The 18542-nt window shown below is 40.5% G+C and carries 22 protein-coding genes and 1 pseudogene; 3 read left to right on the top strand and 20 right to left on the bottom strand.

Translation table 11 applies throughout. The annotated features are described in order from the left end of the window. Positions 1–192: 192 nt before the first annotated feature. Together BW716_RS06330 and BW716_RS06320 are read left to right on the top strand one after the other, a co-directional pair. On the top strand, positions 193–1020 hold the full coding sequence (locus tag BW716_RS06330) for a hypothetical protein (protein WP_083721689.1): 828 nt from the start codon (positions 193–195) through the stop codon (positions 1018–1020). A gap of 464 nt (positions 1021–1484) precedes the next feature. Next, positions 1485–1673, top strand: a complete 189-nt coding sequence (locus BW716_RS06320) for a hypothetical protein (RefSeq protein WP_083721687.1) — start codon at positions 1485–1487, stop codon at positions 1671–1673. An 88-nt stretch (positions 1674–1761) separates the two neighbouring features. Here BW716_RS06320 and BW716_RS06315 read toward each other — a convergent pair. Both BW716_RS06315 and BW716_RS06310 read right to left on the bottom strand, forming a co-directional pair. Next, a pseudogene (locus BW716_RS06315) lies at positions 1762–2337 on the bottom strand (transposase); the annotation flags it as partial. A gap of 38 nt (positions 2338–2375) precedes the next feature. Beyond that, positions 2376–2846 carry a RadC family protein gene (locus BW716_RS06310; protein ID WP_083721685.1) on the bottom strand — a complete coding sequence of 157 codons (471 nt, stop codon included), beginning with the start codon at positions 2844–2846 and terminating at the stop codon, positions 2376–2378. Positions 2847–3159: 313 nt separating this feature from the next. On the opposite strand from BW716_RS06310, the gene BW716_RS06305 reads away from it, so the two are divergent. Next, positions 3160–3468 carry a hypothetical protein gene (locus tag BW716_RS06305; protein ID WP_083721684.1) on the top strand — a complete coding sequence of 103 codons (309 nt, stop codon included), beginning with the start codon at positions 3160–3162 and terminating at the stop codon, positions 3466–3468. Positions 3469–3620: 152 nt separating this feature from the next. On the opposite strand, the gene BW716_RS06300 is transcribed toward BW716_RS06305, so the two are convergent. The 18 genes from BW716_RS06300 to BW716_RS06210 form a co-directional block, all read right to left on the bottom strand. Beyond that, a complete protein-coding gene (locus tag BW716_RS06300; RefSeq protein WP_179091014.1) occupies positions 3621–5384 on the bottom strand; it encodes a histidine kinase in 1764 nt (587 codons plus the stop codon). A 141-nt stretch (positions 5385–5525) separates the two neighbouring features. Continuing rightward, entirely contained in the window at positions 5526–6272 is a 747-nt protein-coding gene (locus BW716_RS06295) for a LytTR family DNA-binding domain-containing protein (RefSeq protein WP_083721682.1), read from the bottom strand. A gap of 160 nt (positions 6273–6432) precedes the next feature. Continuing rightward, a complete protein-coding gene (locus BW716_RS06290; RefSeq protein WP_143708747.1) occupies positions 6433–6828 on the bottom strand; it encodes a hypothetical protein in 396 nt (131 codons plus the stop codon). 11 nt (positions 6829–6839) lie between these two features. Beyond that, complete coding sequence (locus BW716_RS06285; protein WP_179091013.1) at positions 6840–7475, bottom strand: hypothetical protein; 636 nt, start codon at positions 7473–7475, stop codon at positions 6840–6842. A gap of 125 nt (positions 7476–7600) precedes the next feature. Beyond that, entirely contained in the window at positions 7601–8599 is a 999-nt protein-coding gene (locus BW716_RS06280) for a bifunctional DNA primase/polymerase (RefSeq protein WP_083721679.1), read from the bottom strand. Between the two features lie 21 nt (positions 8600–8620). Then, a complete protein-coding gene (locus tag BW716_RS06275) occupies positions 8621–9037 on the bottom strand; it encodes a hypothetical protein (RefSeq protein WP_083721678.1) in 417 nt (138 codons plus the stop codon). A gap of 262 nt (positions 9038–9299) precedes the next feature. Beyond that, on the bottom strand, positions 9300–9566 hold the full coding sequence (locus BW716_RS06265; protein ID WP_083721676.1) for a hypothetical protein: 267 nt from the start codon (positions 9564–9566) through the stop codon (positions 9300–9302). A 48-nt stretch (positions 9567–9614) separates the two neighbouring features. Beyond that, entirely contained in the window at positions 9615–10547 is a 933-nt protein-coding gene (locus BW716_RS06260) for a hypothetical protein (RefSeq protein WP_083721675.1), read from the bottom strand. A gap of 33 nt (positions 10548–10580) precedes the next feature. Beyond that, positions 10581–11231: a hypothetical protein gene (locus BW716_RS06255; RefSeq protein ID WP_083721674.1), complete on the bottom strand. Its 651-nt coding sequence runs from the start codon at positions 11229–11231 to the stop codon at positions 10581–10583. Between the two features lie 54 nt (positions 11232–11285). Further along, complete coding sequence (locus BW716_RS06250) at positions 11286–12155, bottom strand: DUF4138 domain-containing protein (protein WP_083721673.1); 870 nt, start codon at positions 12153–12155, stop codon at positions 11286–11288. A gap of 31 nt (positions 12156–12186) precedes the next feature. Continuing rightward, complete coding sequence (gene traM, locus BW716_RS06245; RefSeq protein WP_083721672.1) at positions 12187–13467, bottom strand: conjugative transposon protein TraM; 1281 nt, start codon at positions 13465–13467, stop codon at positions 12187–12189. A 15-nt stretch (positions 13468–13482) separates the two neighbouring features. Next, positions 13483–13950, bottom strand: coding sequence for a hypothetical protein (locus tag BW716_RS06240; RefSeq protein ID WP_143708746.1), 468 nt, complete (start codon positions 13948–13950; stop codon positions 13483–13485). Between the two features lie 4 nt (positions 13951–13954). After that, positions 13955–14572, bottom strand: a complete 618-nt coding sequence (traK, locus tag BW716_RS06235) for a conjugative transposon protein TraK (protein ID WP_083721670.1) — start codon at positions 14570–14572, stop codon at positions 13955–13957. A 39-nt stretch (positions 14573–14611) separates the two neighbouring features. Beyond that, positions 14612–15832 (bottom strand): conjugative transposon protein TraJ, encoded by a 1221-nt coding sequence (gene traJ, locus BW716_RS06230; protein ID WP_083721669.1) that lies wholly within the window; start codon positions 15830–15832, stop codon positions 14612–14614. Positions 15833–15858: 26 nt separating this feature from the next. Then, complete coding sequence (locus BW716_RS06225; protein ID WP_083721668.1) at positions 15859–16500, bottom strand: hypothetical protein; 642 nt, start codon at positions 16498–16500, stop codon at positions 15859–15861. A gap of 7 nt (positions 16501–16507) precedes the next feature. Continuing rightward, the gene (locus BW716_RS06220) at positions 16508–17161 is read right to left on the bottom strand and encodes a hypothetical protein (protein ID WP_143708745.1); all 654 of its coding nucleotides are present in this window, start codon (positions 17159–17161) and stop codon (positions 16508–16510) included. Positions 17162–17399: 238 nt separating this feature from the next. After that, the gene (locus BW716_RS06215) at positions 17400–18047 is read right to left on the bottom strand and encodes a conjugal transfer protein TraI (protein ID WP_143708744.1); all 648 of its coding nucleotides are present in this window, start codon (positions 18045–18047) and stop codon (positions 17400–17402) included. 76 nt (positions 18048–18123) lie between these two features. After that, positions 18124–18504 (bottom strand): hypothetical protein, encoded by a 381-nt coding sequence (locus tag BW716_RS06210; RefSeq protein WP_083721665.1) that lies wholly within the window; start codon positions 18502–18504, stop codon positions 18124–18126. Between the last annotated feature and the right edge of the window lie 38 nt (positions 18505–18542).

Below are 18542 nucleotides of genomic sequence, written 5' to 3'. Positions count from 1 at the left end.
AGTCACAAATTGTATAAAAGGCATTCGGAGGCCCTGTTCAGAAAGTAGGGAATTTCTTTCACGGCATGTTGGATTAAAAATTGCTGTTAGAAATACGAAGTAGCTGGCAAAATATCATTTATAATAACTAAATTATCAGTTCTGCGCACTAAGGCTACGCACATTGTTCTCTACTTTGTATAAATTGTCTTTATGGAGCAGTTGTTAACAAAAGCACAGATTAACCAGATCGTCGCACAGGCCAATGACAATGCTGAATTACGCATTCCTGGGGTAATGAATTTGGGGTTGGAGACCAGTACGATTCTTAAAATGGGCTTCAACACTGGCGTCATTATCTTCCAGGGCAATGATGATACGGGTTTTATGCATATCAAATCAAGGCATTGCTTCTATAGTGATAAAACATACTGGAATGAAGAGGGCAAGTTAAACACTCCAAGTAAATTTTCGCCGAAAGCCATCCCGATAATGGACTATACTGAAATTGCCGATGCCATGTATTGCGAGTCATTCCATAACTTGGCCGATAACAAATCACCTGACCTGTTTGACCTCTATGTAGGCGTCCCTGCTGTAGCGGCTGCCGAAGGGCGTAAATTTAAAATGGTGCTATACAAGGATACAAAAATCGTCCACACTCTTTACCCCACAAATGCAAAGCATACCTCCCGAAAACCTTCCGGGTTTCATTTTGAAAGGGGAAAAATTCATATGAAAGGACAGCTGCCCAAAAATATTGCTACAGTGACGATTCCTTATTATGGCCCTAACCGGCAATTAAGGTATACAGTCACTATTACCTACGATTTCGATAAAAGACTGGAATTTTTACAGCTTACCATTCACAGAGTTGGCAAAAAGGATTTAAAAACTGAAAGGGGGCCTTTTCCTTACGAAGGGGAGATCCCAACACCATCGCAGTTGTGGGATGCGTATCAACACGCAGCGCTGAAAGAAATAGAACAACTGATAGCCAATACCGAAAAAGATAAGCCTACCTGGGAGATGATCCCTTGATTTAATAAGAACTTATAAGGAAGTTGCCAGATTTGCGGTGTGGAAGCGGGCAGTGAAATACAAATGGAGACGATTCAACAACCCACAGTTATACATTTGCTATGGCACAAATAAACCTGTACTGAAAAAAATAAGGAAACATTACAATGATGCATGCACAAATGCTTATCACGAAATCAACCTGGAAAATATTCTGGAGGGCGCAGAGGAATTAAACTTCAAAGAAAAAGTTTGGCATATGGCAATTAAGGCCATTATCGGAATTATAATTGAAGAGGATTCTGTTGGGTGCGACTGTATCGGTAAATATTTAGTAGCTAAAAACTATTCAGGCAACATGAAACATTATTGATTGGGTCAAGTTTCAAATTATATAACCATGAAATTCTGAAATAAATAAACAGGATTTTTCCCCTATTTATAACAGACAAATATTTGGTAATTTTAAATCAAAAGTTATAATTATGAAAAAGGAGACAACAAATTCATCTCAGACAATTGTAATTACGAGTGATAAACCAGTAGCTCATTTGCTTCCGGCTTCCCTGCTCCCACCCCAACCAGGGATGTCTATTGCGATTATTAATCAAAAACCAGAGGACATTGGGTTTAAGCAGGCAGAATTCCTTAAAAACGAGGGTAGTAATTTATAAAATTTGGGAGTGTAAAGTAAACTGTGTCAAGGTATTCATTCCCCATGCTCTCCCGGCCCATGGGCCGGGAGAGCATGGGGGAAATTTTTTAAAAACCCGCCGGCATCCTCCCCTCGAACATAATACTTAATTGTTGTATGGCAAGGCCCCAGTTTGGTAAAGGCCTTGTCCATTTTTCGGCTATACGTTCGCAGGCCAGATACACTAATTTCAGTAGCGCCATATCGCTTGTAAAGGCACCCTTTGTTTTGGTTACTTTTCTGAGCTGCCGGTGAAAACCCTCTATCGTATTGGTTGTGTAAATTATCCTGCGTATATCGGCTGCATACTTAAAGAAAGTGCTTAGCTTATGCCAGTTGTTTCGCCACGATTTTATTACCATCGGATACTTTTTACCCCACTTCTCTTCAAGTGCATTTAGCTGCTCTTCAGCGAACTCCTTATTCACCGCCTGATAGACCAATTTCACATCTGCAATAACCTCCTTGCAGTCTTTGCTGCCCACATATTTGATCGTATTACGTACCTGGTGAACGATACAACTCTGCACTTCTGTTTTGGGGTAAATGCTACCAATGGCTTCTTCAAAACCACCCAGGTTATCGATGCATGCAATCAGAATATCTTTTACTCCCCTTTGTTGTAGATCTGTTAGCACGCTTAATTGTGTAATCCAATAAAGATAACGAACAAAAAAAGGGGTTATATTAACCCCTCATCACCGTAAGAAAAATAGCTCTCTGTAGTCACAATCAGATGATCCAAGAGCTTAATATTAAGTATCTCGCCACCCTGTTTAATTACATCCGTCATCTTATCGTCTGCCCTACTTGGCTTTAATGCTCCGGAAGGATGATTGTGGCTGATAATTATACTACATGCATGTGCTTTCAGAGCTGCTGCAAAGATGTGTCTGACTTCTACCGTTGTTGCATCAATTCCTCCAGTTGAGTTTGTCATAATACCTAACACATGACCAGCCCTATTAAGAAACACAACCTTCAATTCTTCCCGCATTTCAATTGTATCTTTATTCCAGGTACCACTTAGTAATCTATAAGCATCTTTGGAGGTAGCAATTACAAATCTATCAGCTACTTTAACCTTGGATTTATAAATCAATTCTACTTCCGCAGCTTTCAATTTTGTCGATTCTATCAGTAACTCTTCCATAACTTTAAATTTTAAAATTTTAAAAAATTAATTATGGAGAGCTACCCGGTTTTGCACAGCCATTCACTAGGAGGACGCGGCATTTAAAGAGGGCTTTTGTGCGAGAGCCCCTGTGTTCATTGCCGATCTCCGTAGTGAATGCCGCAGGCAAAACCGAACTTTGCGCAATAATTAGTGAGTAAAATTTCCAACTTTAATTTCCCACTTAGTCAAAATAGGCATCACCATCTTCAGTTGCATTTATTACTCCCATATGGGAAAAGGTGGTAAATAGAGTAATTAAAAGTGTAGAGATTTAACTAAACACAGTTACATGTCTGGCCCAAACAATACGCAGCAACTCGTACTAGTACCGGTTGAAAGCCTGGAAGAAATATTTAACAGGTTATCCAGAATCGAAATATTGTTAAAAGAAAAAACTCCTGGACATACAGGGAAAGTGACCACAAATGCGGCGGCCTACATAACGGCTCAATCCTTTATGGATGCCGTAGGAATCAAAAGAACTAAGTTCTCAAAGCTTATAAAAGAAAATAAGATTAAAACAATTAAAAAAAGCCGTCACATCCATGTATTAGCTTCTGAAGTGCAACGATATTTTACCGATCCCTCAATAGAATAACGTACCACAGTATATTTCTAGGTTTAATAAAAATATGGGGCTTTGGAGGATTTTATCCTGGCAGGCAATGGAAGGTCAGTCGTGCGCAATTGCGACAACTGAACATTTTGCTGGTTTTTAATATTATGTGTTATAAAAAATATTTCTATCCATCAGGGGGTTAGACGGTAGGGAATAATTAATTCCACTGTAGTGCCAGACCCTCCGGTCGTTTGATCATTACTCACGATATTAACACCTGCAGGTTGCCCGGTTTGTTTGGCCAGTATCCGTAAACGATCCGCGATAATCGTAGTTGCATGACTTTTTGTAATCAATCCTTCACTTAACGCATGATGGCTGTAACCTGAGCCATTATCACTTATGAGGCAATGTAATACCGCTCCCCTTTTACTGATAACAATATCGATTATTCCGCGGTCAGATTTACCTTTAAATCCATGAAACAATGTATTTTCCACAAAGGGTTGCAAAATCATGGGAGGAATAAAAACTTCCAGATCATTTAACTGACTATCAATATCAAACTTGTAAGTAATGTTATATTCGCCTTGCATAACCTGAAGCTCCAAATAAGATTGTAAAGCAGCCATCTCGTCATCAAGGCTGATAAATGGATGCCTGGCATTTTGAAAACTAAAGTGTAATAATTTTGAAAGCTCCCTTAAATATCTAACTGCCTTATCTGTTTGAATATCCAGGATATATGCCTGTAAAACACTCAACGTATTTATGATGAAATGTGGCTCTATCTGGGTGCGTAATAATTGCTGACGTAATAAGGTTTCCCGTAATAAATTCCTGGTTTGGCGACGGCGAAACCACATGAATATAATTATTCCAATAAGAATTGATGCACCTATCAATGCGCTGATAATAACATTTTTTAAGTGATTAATTTTCTCATTAGCAGCATTGAGTTGAGCTAAGGATTTGATTTTATCATCCTTCTCCTTTACCTGATATTGGGTTTCTAATTCATGTATATGCTTTAGAAGGGAAGAATCGGTTTGAATCTGCCACTTTACTACTGCAGAATCCATTGCCCGGTAGGCAAGTGAGTATAAACCTAAATTTGATAACCCCTCTCCCTTAATTCGCCATGCTTCAGCCTCAATATCCCACCGCTTATCGTTTGTATTAATAGATAAAGCAGAATCAGCATACTTGATTGCAAGCTCATTTTTACCGGCTAATAGTAAATTTTTTCCTACTGAATTATATAAGACAGGATTGAGGGGGGCATACTGATTAACAATTGCCAGGGCATATATTTGATTTCTAACAGCCTTTTCATATTGCTTTTGATCAATAAGCACAGGTGTTATATTCCATTCCAGGCCAGCTCTTAAATAAGGCGCTACAAAAGTAGTATCCCTTTTCACCAGGTCGTAATAATAATAAGCAGAATCAGGGTTATGCATGTCACTGTAATAACCTACGTAATTACATGCAAACTGTGCTGTATAACTTTCTCTTTCATATTTTAAGCCCGGAATTAATTGCCACCCTGCATCCAGGTATTTCTTTAGTCCTGGATAATCTTTTAGTTTTCCAAATATAGTTGCCAGTGAATAGCAGATTTCTATGGCCTGTGTGGTATCATTTTTCCTTGATAGATAGTACGCTTCTTCCAAATATGGTATAGCTGCTGCAAGCGAGTCTACTCTCATGTACCATTCTCCCAGGTGAGTTTCTGCCGATATGTAAAACTTGCCGGTGGTATCCTTTCTGTATCCAAATTCTAAGGCTCTCATAATAGAATCCTTTGCAGATTTATAGTCACCCGCTAATTCAAGCTGTATTATTCTAAAATCTAACAACATAAATAATACTGTATCGTTGCGGAGTGCATAGATATGAGGGCTTACGCTGTCTAAGGCAGTCTTTAATGTTTTGAAATCTCTTTTATCCATGAGGCCACCCAAACTCAACAAATAAAGTTGTAATGATCGAGCGTTACTTTGTTTAGAAATGTTATTAACGCTATTAGGGTAGCAACTGGTTAATAGCATTACCAGGCATAATGTTAGCAATCGGGGCATAGCACAGATTATTTAATTAGTTCTTAGAATGGTTTTAATAATCTCTTTCCTTCTGGTTGCAACTGGGATCTTTATTCCATTTTTCAAGACTAAATACCCATCTTTATGATATTTATTGAGAAATACCAGGTTGATGATAAAAGATTGGTGAGGTCTGACAAATTGGCTACCTGGTAATATCTCTTCATAAACTTTGATATTTTTTGAGGAAACAACCTTGCTACCATCCATCAGATAAAAGAAGGTGTATACCCCTTGGCTTTGCAGATAAACTATTTCATTTAATTGAAGAACATGATGATATTGGCTAGTATGAATTACTAACGTATTACTGTCAATATTTTGGAAATGCTTATTGGCAACATTCAACTGCGACTGGTCGATCGGAATCGTCTGTTCAATCCTGCGGATTGCATGGCTTAATTCAATGGGGTCCAAAGGTTTTAATAAATAATCAAGCGCCCCGAACTTAATAGCCTGGATCGCGTGATTTTCAAATGCAGTAATAAAAACAACCTTAAAGGTAAATGGCCAGAAATATTGCAGGATATCAAAACCAGTACCATCAGGTAGCTGAACATCCAGCAATAACAGGTCAGGTTGACCAACAGAAATGATGTCTATTCCCTCCTTAACGGTCTCCCCACTACCTATAACTTCAACACCAGGTTCACATTGTAAAAGTTGTTGCGCATTTCTACGTATTAGGGGTTGATCTTCTATAATGACCACCCTGATAGCTGGGAAGGTTGGCGGCATTATTATTTTTATGGTTATACAAAAATGGCTTAGTTCAAACTAATATACTATTTTTTTTTATTCGGCTATACATACCATTTACGATTTTAAAACGTTGCGACACATATAATTGAATAAAAAGCCGGCAAGCGTTATACTTGCCGGTTTATCAGCAAAACTGTTATGCCGGTTGCCTGCCTAAAAGAAAAAAAAGCTCAACTCCTTGTCTGAATGCAGTATTCTTCAATTTATCACCTGACGAATATTGAAGAAGACAATGTTTACTAAGAAATGCCCTGTCCCCATCAAATAACTGTTCGCTAAATACTGTACTGCTTTTTTGCAGCTTCCCATCACCAGACCGGATGCGCTTACTTAAATCTTCGGCTAAATCAACCCAAAAGCCGGCAGGAAATAATATGCTGTCACCGCCAGCAGTCCTTAGTGTATCTCTTTCCTTTTTAATTTTATCGGCAACCTCAGCCGCAAAAGAAATAAAAGCAATTGTTTCCTCCGGAAACAGGTCAAAAAGGAGCTTTGCCTTCTGAATATTATTCATTCCACGTAATCCTCTCATAACAAATTATTTTATAAGCTGGCAACCTTGCCCGGAGAAGTTTCCATCGAAGAATTAGTTTTACCTGGCTTTTGTATATTATGAACCATAAAAGTGGTTCCCTGCAGGGCAGCCGCCTCGTATTTTACCATTTGTTTCTGAAGCCGTCTTATCTCCGCCCGGTTATTTGCAATGGTCTGTGTTGTAAAACCTGGGCTTTCGAACCTGCGGGGGGCCAAAATCCATCCGGCCCTTTGATCATAAAATCCAAGTTTTTCAAGCTGCTCTTTAATATCACCTTTCCCTTTTCGGATGAACTCATTTGCGGTTACCATCATACTATGTAACCGCTCCCTTTCCTGAAGCTTATTTTTTAATTGGCTTAAACACTTCGTTGGACGAAATAGCCTGAGATAGTGATATTTTTGCCGCCCCCGCCAATTACGAAATTTAGAAAACAATTCCTGTTCTTCCATTTTAAGTAAATTGAGGCGGGCACCTGCCCCCGCTGTTACCCGGTTATATATCACAAATTCTCCTTTTGCCTTTAACCAGGCAGCTAAATGTCCCTTGTAAGACTGAATATAATCGTTGAAAACATTTTCCAGAATTAATACATTGGACCTGCTGCCTGCTGAAATATTTATGTCCCGAAGGTCATTTTTCAACTCCGTTGTATACCCATCCAGTGTAATGGTGGCATTGGAAAGGATCACACGGGCTTCGCCATCATGTGCATCAAGAGCGAGTAACATTAAGCTGTCTAAATTCACATTTTTCATACGCAACCATTTTATTTTGAGCGACCTTTCTGTAAATTAAATGGCTTATACCTTGCCAGTCTTGCTTTACCAAAGCCCAACATTAACAGTCTACGGGTAGCTTCATGAAAATCACCATTACATTCAAGTATTGCAAAAACAGCACTTGGTTTGTACGGAGTTTCAGCCGCAAAGACAGTACTTGTTGAAAAAACACTGAAACGGTTCGTTACATGATTAAAATTGCCGCTACTGTAACTTAAAGAATTGCCAGGCCGTTTGACTAGAGTGATATCGCCATAATCCTCTACAATCGTCCAGTTATGCTTCTTCAGTAATTCAAGTATATCCCCTCTTAAATCAAAATCATCCAGCGGGCTATCTACGTATTGAAGGGAAGCTCCTTTTTTCCTCGTTACTGTCTGCATCAAAGTATTAAAGCCTGCTGCCAGGGAATGCAACAGCTCTCTGTCTTTACTACTTATAAAAGGCAGATTATATAAATCATGCTGGAGAAATTTATAGCCAATACTGGGCGGTGCAATGACATACCCTTTATGCGCCCTTGTTTCAATTAAGACCTTCAGGACCTGATCAGGATTACCAGCCAATTCAACAGGAGTCGTATTCCTTCGGGCAAGCGGTTTATTTCGGTCTGCTACCGGACTTTGATAATAAAGATGATAACCGCCGTTCTTTGTGGCAGCTACCACAAGAGAATCAGCAACTACCGGAGAACTGGTCTTTATTTTATCCCAGTACTGCTCAAACAAAGAAGAAATCAGGGCATTCTTACAATCGATGTCTATAACTTCCAGATTACCACTTACCTGCCCACAAATAACTGCGACCCCGCTTGCGCCCGGTAACCTAAACATTTTTTCCACCTGGTATATCCGGGGCGCCCTGGTCTGAAACTCCGTCCATTTTACCAGTGGCTGTTTATAACGATCTACAGCTATTACTGAAAGACCCAGATTAATATAATTGATGGCAGCAGCCAAAGCCGGGGACGTAATACTTGGTTCCATTCACAAACTCCTTTACCTCTGTTATAGCTTTTTGCCTGGTGGTCTTTTTCTAATATCCTTTTTTACGTAATTCAATTTTCTTGTCAGATGATTGGGGATTTTTAGGGAATTGCCCTTTTCCAGGTACAATAAAACCTCCTTCCCGATCTTTGCATGACTGGAGAAAGGTAATATTGCCTTTAGTATATCAACTGTCAACTTATCTTCCTTAATAACTATCGGTACCGGCAAACCTATTGACTTTACCTTTCTTACGTCAAATAAACGGTCTTCAACACTACAAAGTAATTCCAGTACATTCGGGAGCGTAGTTGGTTCATCGTTTATTACGGTGAGTTCCGGTGACCTGTCCCGATTTAAAAACTGACTGACACTACACCATTCTACACGCAAATGATAAGACAGAGGATCCTGCTTTTGCTCTTTAGTCGTACTCATCACTCATCATTTATTCAGTTAATAAACATCCTCAAATACTATTTGCATCAATTTCAGGGAGATAGTCCCTTACTGCGATCATAGAACCACACTGTCTCCCGCCGGATTTTAGGTTTGACTGGGTTAAGTTGAAGTTGCTTTTGATAGGCGAGTAGCAGGTAGCCATCCCTTTGTGGCACACCTGCTAACCGCCTATCAGTCATTTCATGAAATTGTTCCACATCCATTTTCGGATGATTTAGCTGTAGGCAGCCTCCTGACATCAGAGCTGGAGATTGCGATCATTGGCAATTAATTTTTTCTCCGGCAAATATTGCTCATCGCCTAAAATCCTGATACCGGCAAAACTGATGAACATCGGCAGGTTAAGAGAGGCTGAATTATCATAGTAGCGGTTACCAAAGCGCTGCAGATGCAAAAAGGCCTGTTTAAAGGAAGTATAAGCCTGTGCAATGGAAAAGCAATGGTGAAACTTGTTGGACGGATTGTGCCCCTGTATAAGTAGTAAAAATATATCCTGCCTTTCCATACCCTTCTAAATCTCATTTTAACCCTGCTTTATATTGTAACTCATCCTTTAATGCTTTATACCTTTCGTATTTTTTTTGTCAGGCGCTAGCTTTCGAAGTGATTTATTCGACCCCAGCGCCTGAACTTCCTTTTTTTTTACCTCGTCGGTACCAGCCTGGGAAGAATGGGCCTTTGCGTAGTCTGCATCCGTTTCATTTACCCCCCTGGTCTTTTGCTGATCAGGTTTATCAGGTACAAAACTGACGGATGTGCTGCCCTGGCTTGGCTGAATTCCCTTTCTTTTTTCCAGGGCCTCTTTGGTTCTGAATTGGTCGTGGTAGAGAAATTTGCCATCCATACTTCTGAAGGCAAAACTCCTTTTCTCAGGATTGGCACTCATCCTGACCGTGTCGTAGTTCTCACGATTGACTGGCTGGACGATTATTTCTGCACCTTGTTGCATTGCCATAATAGCACCTTTCCTGGTTTCGTAGACATTAAAACCAACAATGGCGTAATCCTGGATTACTTCATAGGGATTAAAACCATATTTATCATTAAACCGCTGAACGACATGATTTCCACTTTCTGTCTTTTGGGAAAAATCAACTTTCAGCCAGGCCCCGTAGCGATTTCCGGACTCATCATAAAAGTGATTCTTATACACTGCCCTCGGATTGTCACCATCTATTAACAGATTGGCGCCTTCTCCCATGGAAATTTTATCATAGTAGGGGAAAAACTGGCTCCTGGAATTTTCTTCTCCTTCCTTTGTTAATGTACCTTTCCAACCGTTATAATATAGAATATCCTTTCCAATACTAAAATCCAGTTCTGCATTTAATTGGTGTTTACCGTCAATAGTCTCGCTACCAGGCAACTTAATCTTGCTCTCGCCCGACTTAACAAACTCATCAATTGCAGTATCAAACCGGTTCCCCCAACCTGCTTCTGCCACCTGGTTTTTTACCTTTTTAATATTTTCAGCACTGATGTCCATACAACTTTGTTTTTATGATCAATTTTAAAAAAATTAACGCACCCCCACTCCCTTTGAGCGTTTAGCAGCGGGTTGCATTACCCGCTTTTGATTAGCTCTCTTACCAGGCTTTTGGGCATAGTTGGCTTTGGCATTTTGCACCTGCGCTGTATCATTCTTTTGGGCCGTGTTGTGCTGTGCCATTGGCGTAAAGTCCTGGTAGAGCTTTGTACCTTGCTGAGCCACTTGGCCCGTCTGGATATTTTTCCCGTTTGCCTGTGCAAGGTTCAGGTTGGCAGGCCTTGCTGCCACCTGAGCACCAACAAACTGCATCCCTATGCCTGCAAGGTTAACAGCACCTTTGACTGCATTCAGCGCTATTTTTGCAGCACCTAGTACGACGTTACCGGCAAACAAAACAACATTACGACCCAACCTGAATGGTGTTATTGGATACCTTTGCCTGGTAAGCGCATCTTTGCGGGCCTGTAATAACTTCAATTCAGCATTCTCCGCAAAGTTTGTGTCCTTACCTTTAAAACTGTCCATAATTTGTTGGAATACTCTTTCTTTCGACTTGATGTAATCTTTGTCATTCAACAAATCTGAACCGTAACGTTTGGTAAAATTCTTTTCAATTCTATCCCAGGCGTTAACCATGTCGCCTACCTGATTTCGAGTCAGGTCACTCCTATTCGCTTTCATAACTTTTAAAGTTTAATTCTTAATTTTTTTCACAAATGCTGCCGCACTACACTTTTAATGAGAAATGTTGCCGGGAAGCGGCAGGCTTTTTAACAGGTGTTTGCCTTTCAATGAAAGAAAAAGATGCCGGTCGCCATTTAGCTCGTAAAGCTCGATCGAGAACTTCTTTTGATCAGCAATAGTAAACTGGCTTAAAGCAAGTACAACATTTACACTTTCATGTGAGTTTATCCTGTCTTCCAGGTTAATGGTTTGATACAGGATAGGTTTTTCCACGTCCATGATGGATGTCCTCCGGCTGGTATGCTTATCCCTTACGTATCCACGTACAAAATGAACCGGGAAGGGAATACCTGAACCATTTTTCACTTTTACTAAAAAAAACAAAATGCCATTGTGTAAGTAACAGTCCTGCAGGATAAGCTGCATACCGCCTACATGTTTACTGCGCCTGATAAACCTTTCAGTCCTTTGATTCACCAATTGACGGGATATATTTTCAATGGCAGCTTCTGTTAACGGACTGTCATTGAAATGAACAGGGGGTGTTTTATTCACGGCCCCTGTCTCACTGAAGTTAATTGTTGAACGAATGGGCACATCACTGTATCTGACTATAAATGGGTAGATGCCACCATCGGCGGTAAAGACATGCAGGGAGGTAGCATTCATGGTATCAACAGCCGCTTTAATCTTCAACACATTATCTACCCCATCCACCTTTTTAGCAAGTAATAAAGATTTGCCGCGGTCAACCGCTTTAATAGCGGCAGGGAAAACAAGCACTGTTGTACTGTTGGTTGATACCTCCAGATTATAATTGCCTATTGTCGCAGGGGTATTAACTGGTTGGCAAAATGCAACCTGGCCGGCAAATAACGATCCTATAATGGCCAACGCCATCCACAAAAATCTCACACTCATAGTTGTTTTTTTAAACTTAAGTAATTAATGACTACTGCTGACTTACAAGTAAGACCGGGTGATCAGCTTTTACTTGCACTTTTACAAGTCTGACCTTTTTACTAAGCAGATTCTTTGCTGTCTCAATACCGGCAGCCGCTGCCTGCGCGCCGACAGAAGGATCAAGAGAGCCCATTGAAAGTGCCTGTAATGCCTGCTGTGAACCCTCTTTAGATGCATCCCTCGTTATACTGCCAGGAATACTTATACCCGGCAATCCATCCGTATCGTACACCTGCAGGGAGACCGGATAAACATTATTGTCAACCAGTATGGATGGAATTTTTATTGAAAGCCTGTCTCCCGATAACTCGCATCTGCCAAACACAAAGGCACCTGCCCTGATTAACTGCCCCTGGATATAAGCATCCTGCAGCAGCCTGATTTTAATCGTCTCGCCACTTACAACCGTTTTGGACTCGTGAATAACTCCCTGTAACGCTGTACTGGCCGGTATATCAGGGGTATTATTCAAATCATAAAACCCGTTAGAGGTATTTTGGGAAAGGCGGGCGGCGACTCCCCCTGTGCCACTCCTGGTATTAAATGATAAATCCGACCCCTGCTCCACCAAATCATCCCCTTCTTTTTTAATAGCATTACTGATGGGAAATATTTGCGACTTGTTTTGCACGGATTCAGTCTTTAATTTTTCCTGAATTCGTTCAGGGTGCTGAATATCAATTATCTTCTCCAGCATTGCATCCAACTTACTGAGCTGAGGATCTGCTGCGGTGACAGGTTGCTGTAAGGAAGCCATCACACTATCTATCTGTCGTTGGGCAACTTCCGGCTGATACAATGCCTCCTGGCCAGGCGGTTTAGGTATGGTTGCCGTATCACCGGCAGCCACCACCTTTTGCAAAACTTCCAGGCGCCGGGCAATTTTCAATTCATTGCCATCCATGTACTCCTTTTTTGCCTGTGCCCGGCTCATACTATCTTTTTGAAGGGTGGCAGCAATAGAATGACCGTCTGCCAGGGCTTCGATCAAACCGGAATCAGGCATATTATACCCCTCAATCTCACTGCGATCCTTCCTGGTCCTTGCATCCTTATCTGCCTGCTCATACATGGCAAGCTTATCCATCGGGCCTTTATCCTCCAACTGAGCACCGGGTAAACTTGTATTTAACCCAGCCAGTATGTTATGCCCGTTATTTTGTTTGCTTTTTCCACCGCCTAATCCATAAAACATCAGACATAGGACCGGTACGGCAAATAGCGGGACCACCATTAAAAACTTTCTTTTTCTTTCAGCTACACTTTCCATACTCTCATATTTTGATTAAAAGTTTCTACGTATAATTCTTTCTGCCTCCTTTACACTATCAATAAAATGAGGTCTTGCCCGAAAAAAACTATCCAGCTGCTTTTTTCCTGCCGGTGTGGTCCCAACGCTATCTATATAGTGATAAAAGCGGGAAAAAGCAGTAGTATCCGGCTGGCTTTGATTACCGGGATCGTGGATTTTTTTTACTCCGGGCCTAGTCATTGGACCAGCAAAAGAATGTTGACCGGCACTGTCCTTGCTGGTTTTTCCCGTTATAGTCCTGTACATAATTAAACCACTTATCCCTCCAAAAACAAGCAGGATGAGGTATAAAAAAAGGCTCTGCTCTTTTTTATTCCACCGGCTCGTTTTCTTATACATCCAGTTAGACCATTTGAATTGAACATTAACAATGGCTTGAGCAATCCATGTTGTTACAGCCTCGTTGGCTTTTGAAGACGACTGTTTTTTAAATCTTTTCATCACTTTACCTTTTTGAAACACTGATATCCCTGTTCTCCAAAGTCAGCCAACGAAGTATTAAAAAACCATGGCTATTATTATCGGATCTGTCTACGTTCCGTAAATAGCCTTCGGTTATTAAAGTCCTGGTAATAATTGCGCTGGTCCTTATAATACGGATAGTTCCGTAGTACCTGAAATAATATGGATACTGATTGAGGTCCAGCTTTACACTATCGCAGTTAATTTCCTGGCTTACATTAGCACTCACGATGCTGGCGAAATAGTTTTTCTCCTTTAAATCAAAATAGGCATCCTTTCCGCTTTCATCGGCCAGGTAAAGCGCGCGCTTCATGTGTGCTTCTATCACTTTTTCATCAGGTGACAGATCAAAAAATAGTTGATGAAAGGATTTTATATGGTCTTTTGCCTCCACGGGTATGTTATCTTTTCGGTTACTGGCAAAAGCCTCTACAGCCTTTTCACCGGCAACAAGGTATATCCGCTGTTGAGCCTTTTCAAGTTCTTTGAAACATGTATATATAGTGTATCCACACAGGCAGGTATATGCTATCACAAGAACTGCGCTGAATAAACGGATATGTTTAAAAGCCGAATCAATGTTTTTTAATTGTTGCAACATCACGCACACATTTTCAATTCACACAAGAGTTTTAAATAATTAAGACTTAGCGTTACCGGATGGCTTATCAGACAGCTTATCAGCAAAATAACCGGAAGCTACGCCATGGCCTTCCATTCCTTTTGTCATCATTAAATTGGCATCACCAAATGCATCAGCGGCCATTCCTAATCCTCTGTCTGCTACCATCATTCCGCCCATTGCAGCACCCATACCTGCACCTGCGGCCATACTGGGAACGCCGGCCACAATACTGGTTACCTTTGAAGTGATTGCGCTACCGCCGCCACTGCTTACAATAATATTACTTAAGGAGGGAACAGTCATATAGGAGATGATACCTATTATCATAAATATCAAATAGCCGGCATCTGCACTGGTGAAGAAGGTTTCACCGTAAGTATTGATCTGTTGGAGATCTAGTTCCAGCATACCTTTTTGAATATTGCCCAACAGCGCTCCAAGGATATTGGCAATTGGGAGCCACAAATAATAATTCACATACCTGGCCAAATAAACGGCCAGTGTATGCGTGAATCCGTCGAAAACAGCTATTCCGAAAACAAACGGGCCGAGCAAGGCCATTATCAACAAATTGAAAGTGCGGATAGTATTTATACAAAGTGCGGCGGCCTCGTAAAGCAATTGGAGGGCAAATGATAAGAAGGCTTTAAAGGTACTTTTTAGATTAAAATAAGCCTTGCTCATAGCAAACTCGATATCATTTCCCACACTTCCAAATAGTCCTTCGTCGTTTACCTCTTTAGGATGGGTGTAAAGCATCCATAAATCCCTGTCTCCCATTCCATCATGAACACCATACATTAAAAAGTCAGGCGTTTTCTTTAATTCCTCATCACGCTTGGCAAGCAGGGCCTCCACATCACTGTTAGTTTTGGTTAGCATTGCTTGTGTAGCGGTAATCGTTGGCCGAAGTACCGAATTTGCCAGGGCGATAATTTCGGGGAACAGTAAGATACATGACCCTAAGACGAAGGGCCTGAAAAGGGGGAAAAAATCAATTGGTTCGGCATTGGCGATGTGTTTCCATACCCGGTAACCAATATAAAATGTAGCTGCAAATCCTGCAATTGCCCTTGCTGCATTTTCGAGGTCTGCACACATGGGGACCATTTTATTGTACAGGCTATTTAATACCGCATGCAGTCCATGTACCTCCTCAAATATTGTCCCCTGTGCCTTCAACAACTGGGGAATAATCAAAAGGGCAAAACTCAGCCCCACTGTCCATTTCTTCATTGTAAACCCTTATAAATATTAACAAATCAATTTCCTATCCCGTGAAGATTCTTAATTGTCTGCACTTCTGTTTTGTCCTTAATGGCAGAAATAGCCAACTGCTTTTGACCTAAATTGAAATTGCGGAGGAAAAGGAGCTTCCGTTGCATATCATCATAAATCCGATCAATACCAGCTAACCGTTCATCATCACTCATACGCAGTTGTTGGGCTGTTAAAATACTGGTCAATTCATCTAATTGCTCTACTGAATCATCAAACAGCTTACTGTAGACTCCTTCCAGGTAACTTAGCTTGTCTGCATCAAAAGCCCCGCTACTCCTAAATAATTTCAGGGCTGATTTATATTCACTCACAATGGCAATCTGATAGGATATAATATCTGCTACACGGGAATACTTCCTTATCTCAGGATTTACCAGATACAAACCGTCCAGAAATACCTCATGGATTGAATAGGTACCGCTGGTGATACTTTTAACTTTGTCATACCCGTTCTTAACGATTTTATACCCATCATACATCAGGGTTAGTATCTTTTTAAACTCTGCCAGCTTTTCAATATCCAGGGCGAGTTGCTGCAGCTCCTGCTCCTGCGCCTGAACATGGCAGGGCCAGATCCCGCCGGCTGCAAGTAGCAGCCAACAGCAGAAAAATATTTTTTTCATACAATAATTACTTTATACCGTACTGGGATTTTATAGTTTGATGTTCAACCTGATCGCGGATAGCCTGGCGCACGTAAGAGGAGGCTTCACTTTGATAAGCCTGGTAAAAAGCCCATTGACGCTTACTTCTTTCCCTTAACCGATCAATAATGGCCATCCGGTGATCATCTGACATCGAATAAGTACTATCTGTTAACACCGCTTTCAGATCATCAATTAACCTGAATGCATCCGCTGACAATTGCGTACAGGCAGTATTAATAGCAGTCTTCTGATTAGCAGAAAGAATAGAATTGCCGGATGCGGCTCTGGAGAGTGAATTTGCATTTTTTATCAGGAGTAACTGGTTAGCCACAATCTGGGCCTGATCACCAAATTCCTTCACTTCTGGACTTACTGCCTTTAAGGAAGTATAATAATCATCATGCAGGTGGAATTCACCATTTTTAATATCATGGATAATATCGGTACCTTCCTTGACAATGTTATATCCTTTTTTAATTTTCAGGATAATATTTTGTAGGGCGGCAATCTGGGTGAGCAAATACTCTATTTGCGTTTGTTTCTGACTGGTATATTCTTTCGCTATAGGAACAGGTGTTTGAGAATATCCATTCATCCCGTTTATTATCAATAGTAATACCCAACAACACAGTTTCATATACACACAATTTTATAAACACGTTTCTTTGACAATTTTAAAAACACTTCCATTCAAAGCAATGCGTTTTGCTATGCATTAGCTGGAAACAATTTTGATAAGCCATACTGCATGCTATATGCTCCATTTACCCAGTCCATAAATCTTCCCGCAACACCTAAACCGTCATCTATGAGGCAAATTATTAACCACTGGTAATATAAATCTATATAGTCCCTGATCCATGAATTAACTAATGCTATTTATCTAAACCATAATAAGCCTTTAATGTACTTAGCTCTATTTCATCCTTTGCCATGTGCAGACTATATACGATATTCCCATTTGTAAATGCCCGCAGGTCGGCAATATTCTTATCAATCCTGGCCGCAGCCTGATCAATAATTTTCAGCCGGGCCGCATCAGGCATTTGTGTGGTAAATGAATTAATAACAAGCAGTATCTCATCAAGGTTTTTGACACTCTGGTCAACCATCCCAGTATATACGTCGCCTATGCTTACCAGTTTTTCAGCAGAAAAATGCTTATCCTTTTTAAAAAGCTGATAACTTTTCTTATACTCCTCCAGCAGATTGGCCTGCTGGGTAATGATAGATTTTATCCGCTTATAATAGGCGATTGCTGCCTTTACCTTTTGCAATTCAGAATAATATGTTTCAAATATTTTCCGCTGTTTTTCACTCCATTCACTTATTTCTTTCAGTTTAAGTTTAGACATGGCATTTTCCAGGTCTTTCTGGGCATCCTGAAGATAAATCGTTACATTCTGCAACCGCTGAACTGCAAGGTCTATGGCTTTGATAATCTTAATAAGGATTTCTCTAATGATCTCCTCGATAACAAATGCATGGCTCCTTTGCGTAGGAACGGTCGTAAAAACCGACATACAAACCAAAAAAATCCAAACACTCCTTTTCACGCTTCTCTGTTTTAAATGGTTTATACATATTTCGTTTCCATTATTAGTTAATCTTTGAATAGATTAACTCCCCCTGTGTAAGTGAATCCCTTTCCGGATTGAAATAATACTTACGTTCATCGTCATTGAGATCCAGCATATTTTTATCCGGGAAAAAGCTTCCTCTGTAAGATTGAACCCCCTGCTGAGCTGTGGTACCAATAGAATTTACACCGAAAATATGCCGGTAAAAATGTTGTACATCAAACTCCAGTTCATTGTTACCAGGAGCTGGTTTGATCACTATAGAATCAATAACTGTCGCAGATTCATTCTTTATTGAATGCAAATAGGAACCGACAATAGAATTTGGCTTCTTTGCCTCAATGATGTCACAGCCAACAACCAGACAGCCCGACAGAAAAATAATTACTGACTTTTTCATGATTTTTTATTTGGAATAAACGTCAGTTTAATTTCGAT

This window comes from [Flexibacter] sp. ATCC 35208 (assembly GCF_001975825.1).
GTDB lineage: Bacteria > Bacteroidota > Bacteroidia > Chitinophagales > Chitinophagaceae > Chitinophaga.
The sequence above is the reverse complement of the archived record's forward strand: the minus strand, read 5'-3'. Positions and strand labels throughout refer to the sequence as shown.

Coding starts and splice junctions, on each gene's coding strand:
- BW716_RS06330 (WP_083721689.1), top strand. CDS start 193: ATGGAGCAGTTGTTAACAAAAGCACAGATTAACCAGATCGTCGCACAG.
- BW716_RS06320 (WP_083721687.1), top strand. CDS start 1,485: ATGAAAAAGGAGACAACAAATTCATCTCAGACAATTGTAATTACGAGT.
- BW716_RS06310 (WP_083721685.1), bottom strand. CDS start 2,846: ATGGAAGAGTTACTGATAGAATCGACAAAATTGAAAGCTGCGGAAGTA.
- BW716_RS06305 (WP_083721684.1), top strand. CDS start 3,160: ATGTCTGGCCCAAACAATACGCAGCAACTCGTACTAGTACCGGTTGAA.
- BW716_RS06300 (WP_179091014.1), bottom strand. CDS start 5,384: ATGGATAAAAGAGATTTCAAAACATTAAAGACTGCCTTAGACAGCGTA.
- BW716_RS06295 (WP_083721682.1), bottom strand. CDS start 6,272: ATGCCGCCAACCTTCCCAGCTATCAGGGTGGTCATTATAGAAGATCAA.
- BW716_RS06290 (WP_143708747.1), bottom strand. CDS start 6,828: ATGAGAGGATTACGTGGAATGAATAATATTCAGAAGGCAAAGCTCCTT.
- BW716_RS06280 (WP_083721679.1), bottom strand. CDS start 8,599: ATGGAACCAAGTATTACGTCCCCGGCTTTGGCTGCTGCCATCAATTAT.
- BW716_RS06275 (WP_083721678.1), bottom strand. CDS start 9,037: ATGAGTACGACTAAAGAGCAAAAGCAGGATCCTCTGTCTTATCATTTG.
- BW716_RS06265 (WP_083721676.1), bottom strand. CDS start 9,566: ATGGAAAGGCAGGATATATTTTTACTACTTATACAGGGGCACAATCCG.
- BW716_RS06260 (WP_083721675.1), bottom strand. CDS start 10,547: ATGGACATCAGTGCTGAAAATATTAAAAAGGTAAAAAACCAGGTGGCA.
- BW716_RS06255 (WP_083721674.1), bottom strand. CDS start 11,231: ATGAAAGCGAATAGGAGTGACCTGACTCGAAATCAGGTAGGCGACATG.
- BW716_RS06250 (WP_083721673.1), bottom strand. CDS start 12,155: ATGAGTGTGAGATTTTTGTGGATGGCGTTGGCCATTATAGGATCGTTA.
- traM (WP_083721672.1), bottom strand. CDS start 13,467: ATGGAAAGTGTAGCTGAAAGAAAAAGAAAGTTTTTAATGGTGGTCCCG.
- BW716_RS06240 (WP_143708746.1), bottom strand. CDS start 13,950: ATGAAAAGATTTAAAAAACAGTCGTCTTCAAAAGCCAACGAGGCTGTA.
- traK (WP_083721670.1), bottom strand. CDS start 14,572: ATGTTGCAACAATTAAAAAACATTGATTCGGCTTTTAAACATATCCGT.
- traJ (WP_083721669.1), bottom strand. CDS start 15,832: ATGAAGAAATGGACAGTGGGGCTGAGTTTTGCCCTTTTGATTATTCCC.
- BW716_RS06225 (WP_083721668.1), bottom strand. CDS start 16,500: ATGAAAAAAATATTTTTCTGCTGTTGGCTGCTACTTGCAGCCGGCGGG.
- BW716_RS06220 (WP_143708745.1), bottom strand. CDS start 17,161: ATGAAACTGTGTTGTTGGGTATTACTATTGATAATAAACGGGATGAAT.
- BW716_RS06215 (WP_143708744.1), bottom strand. CDS start 18,047: ATGTCGGTTTTTACGACCGTTCCTACGCAAAGGAGCCATGCATTTGTT.
- BW716_RS06210 (WP_083721665.1), bottom strand. CDS start 18,504: ATGAAAAAGTCAGTAATTATTTTTCTGTCGGGCTGTCTGGTTGTTGGC.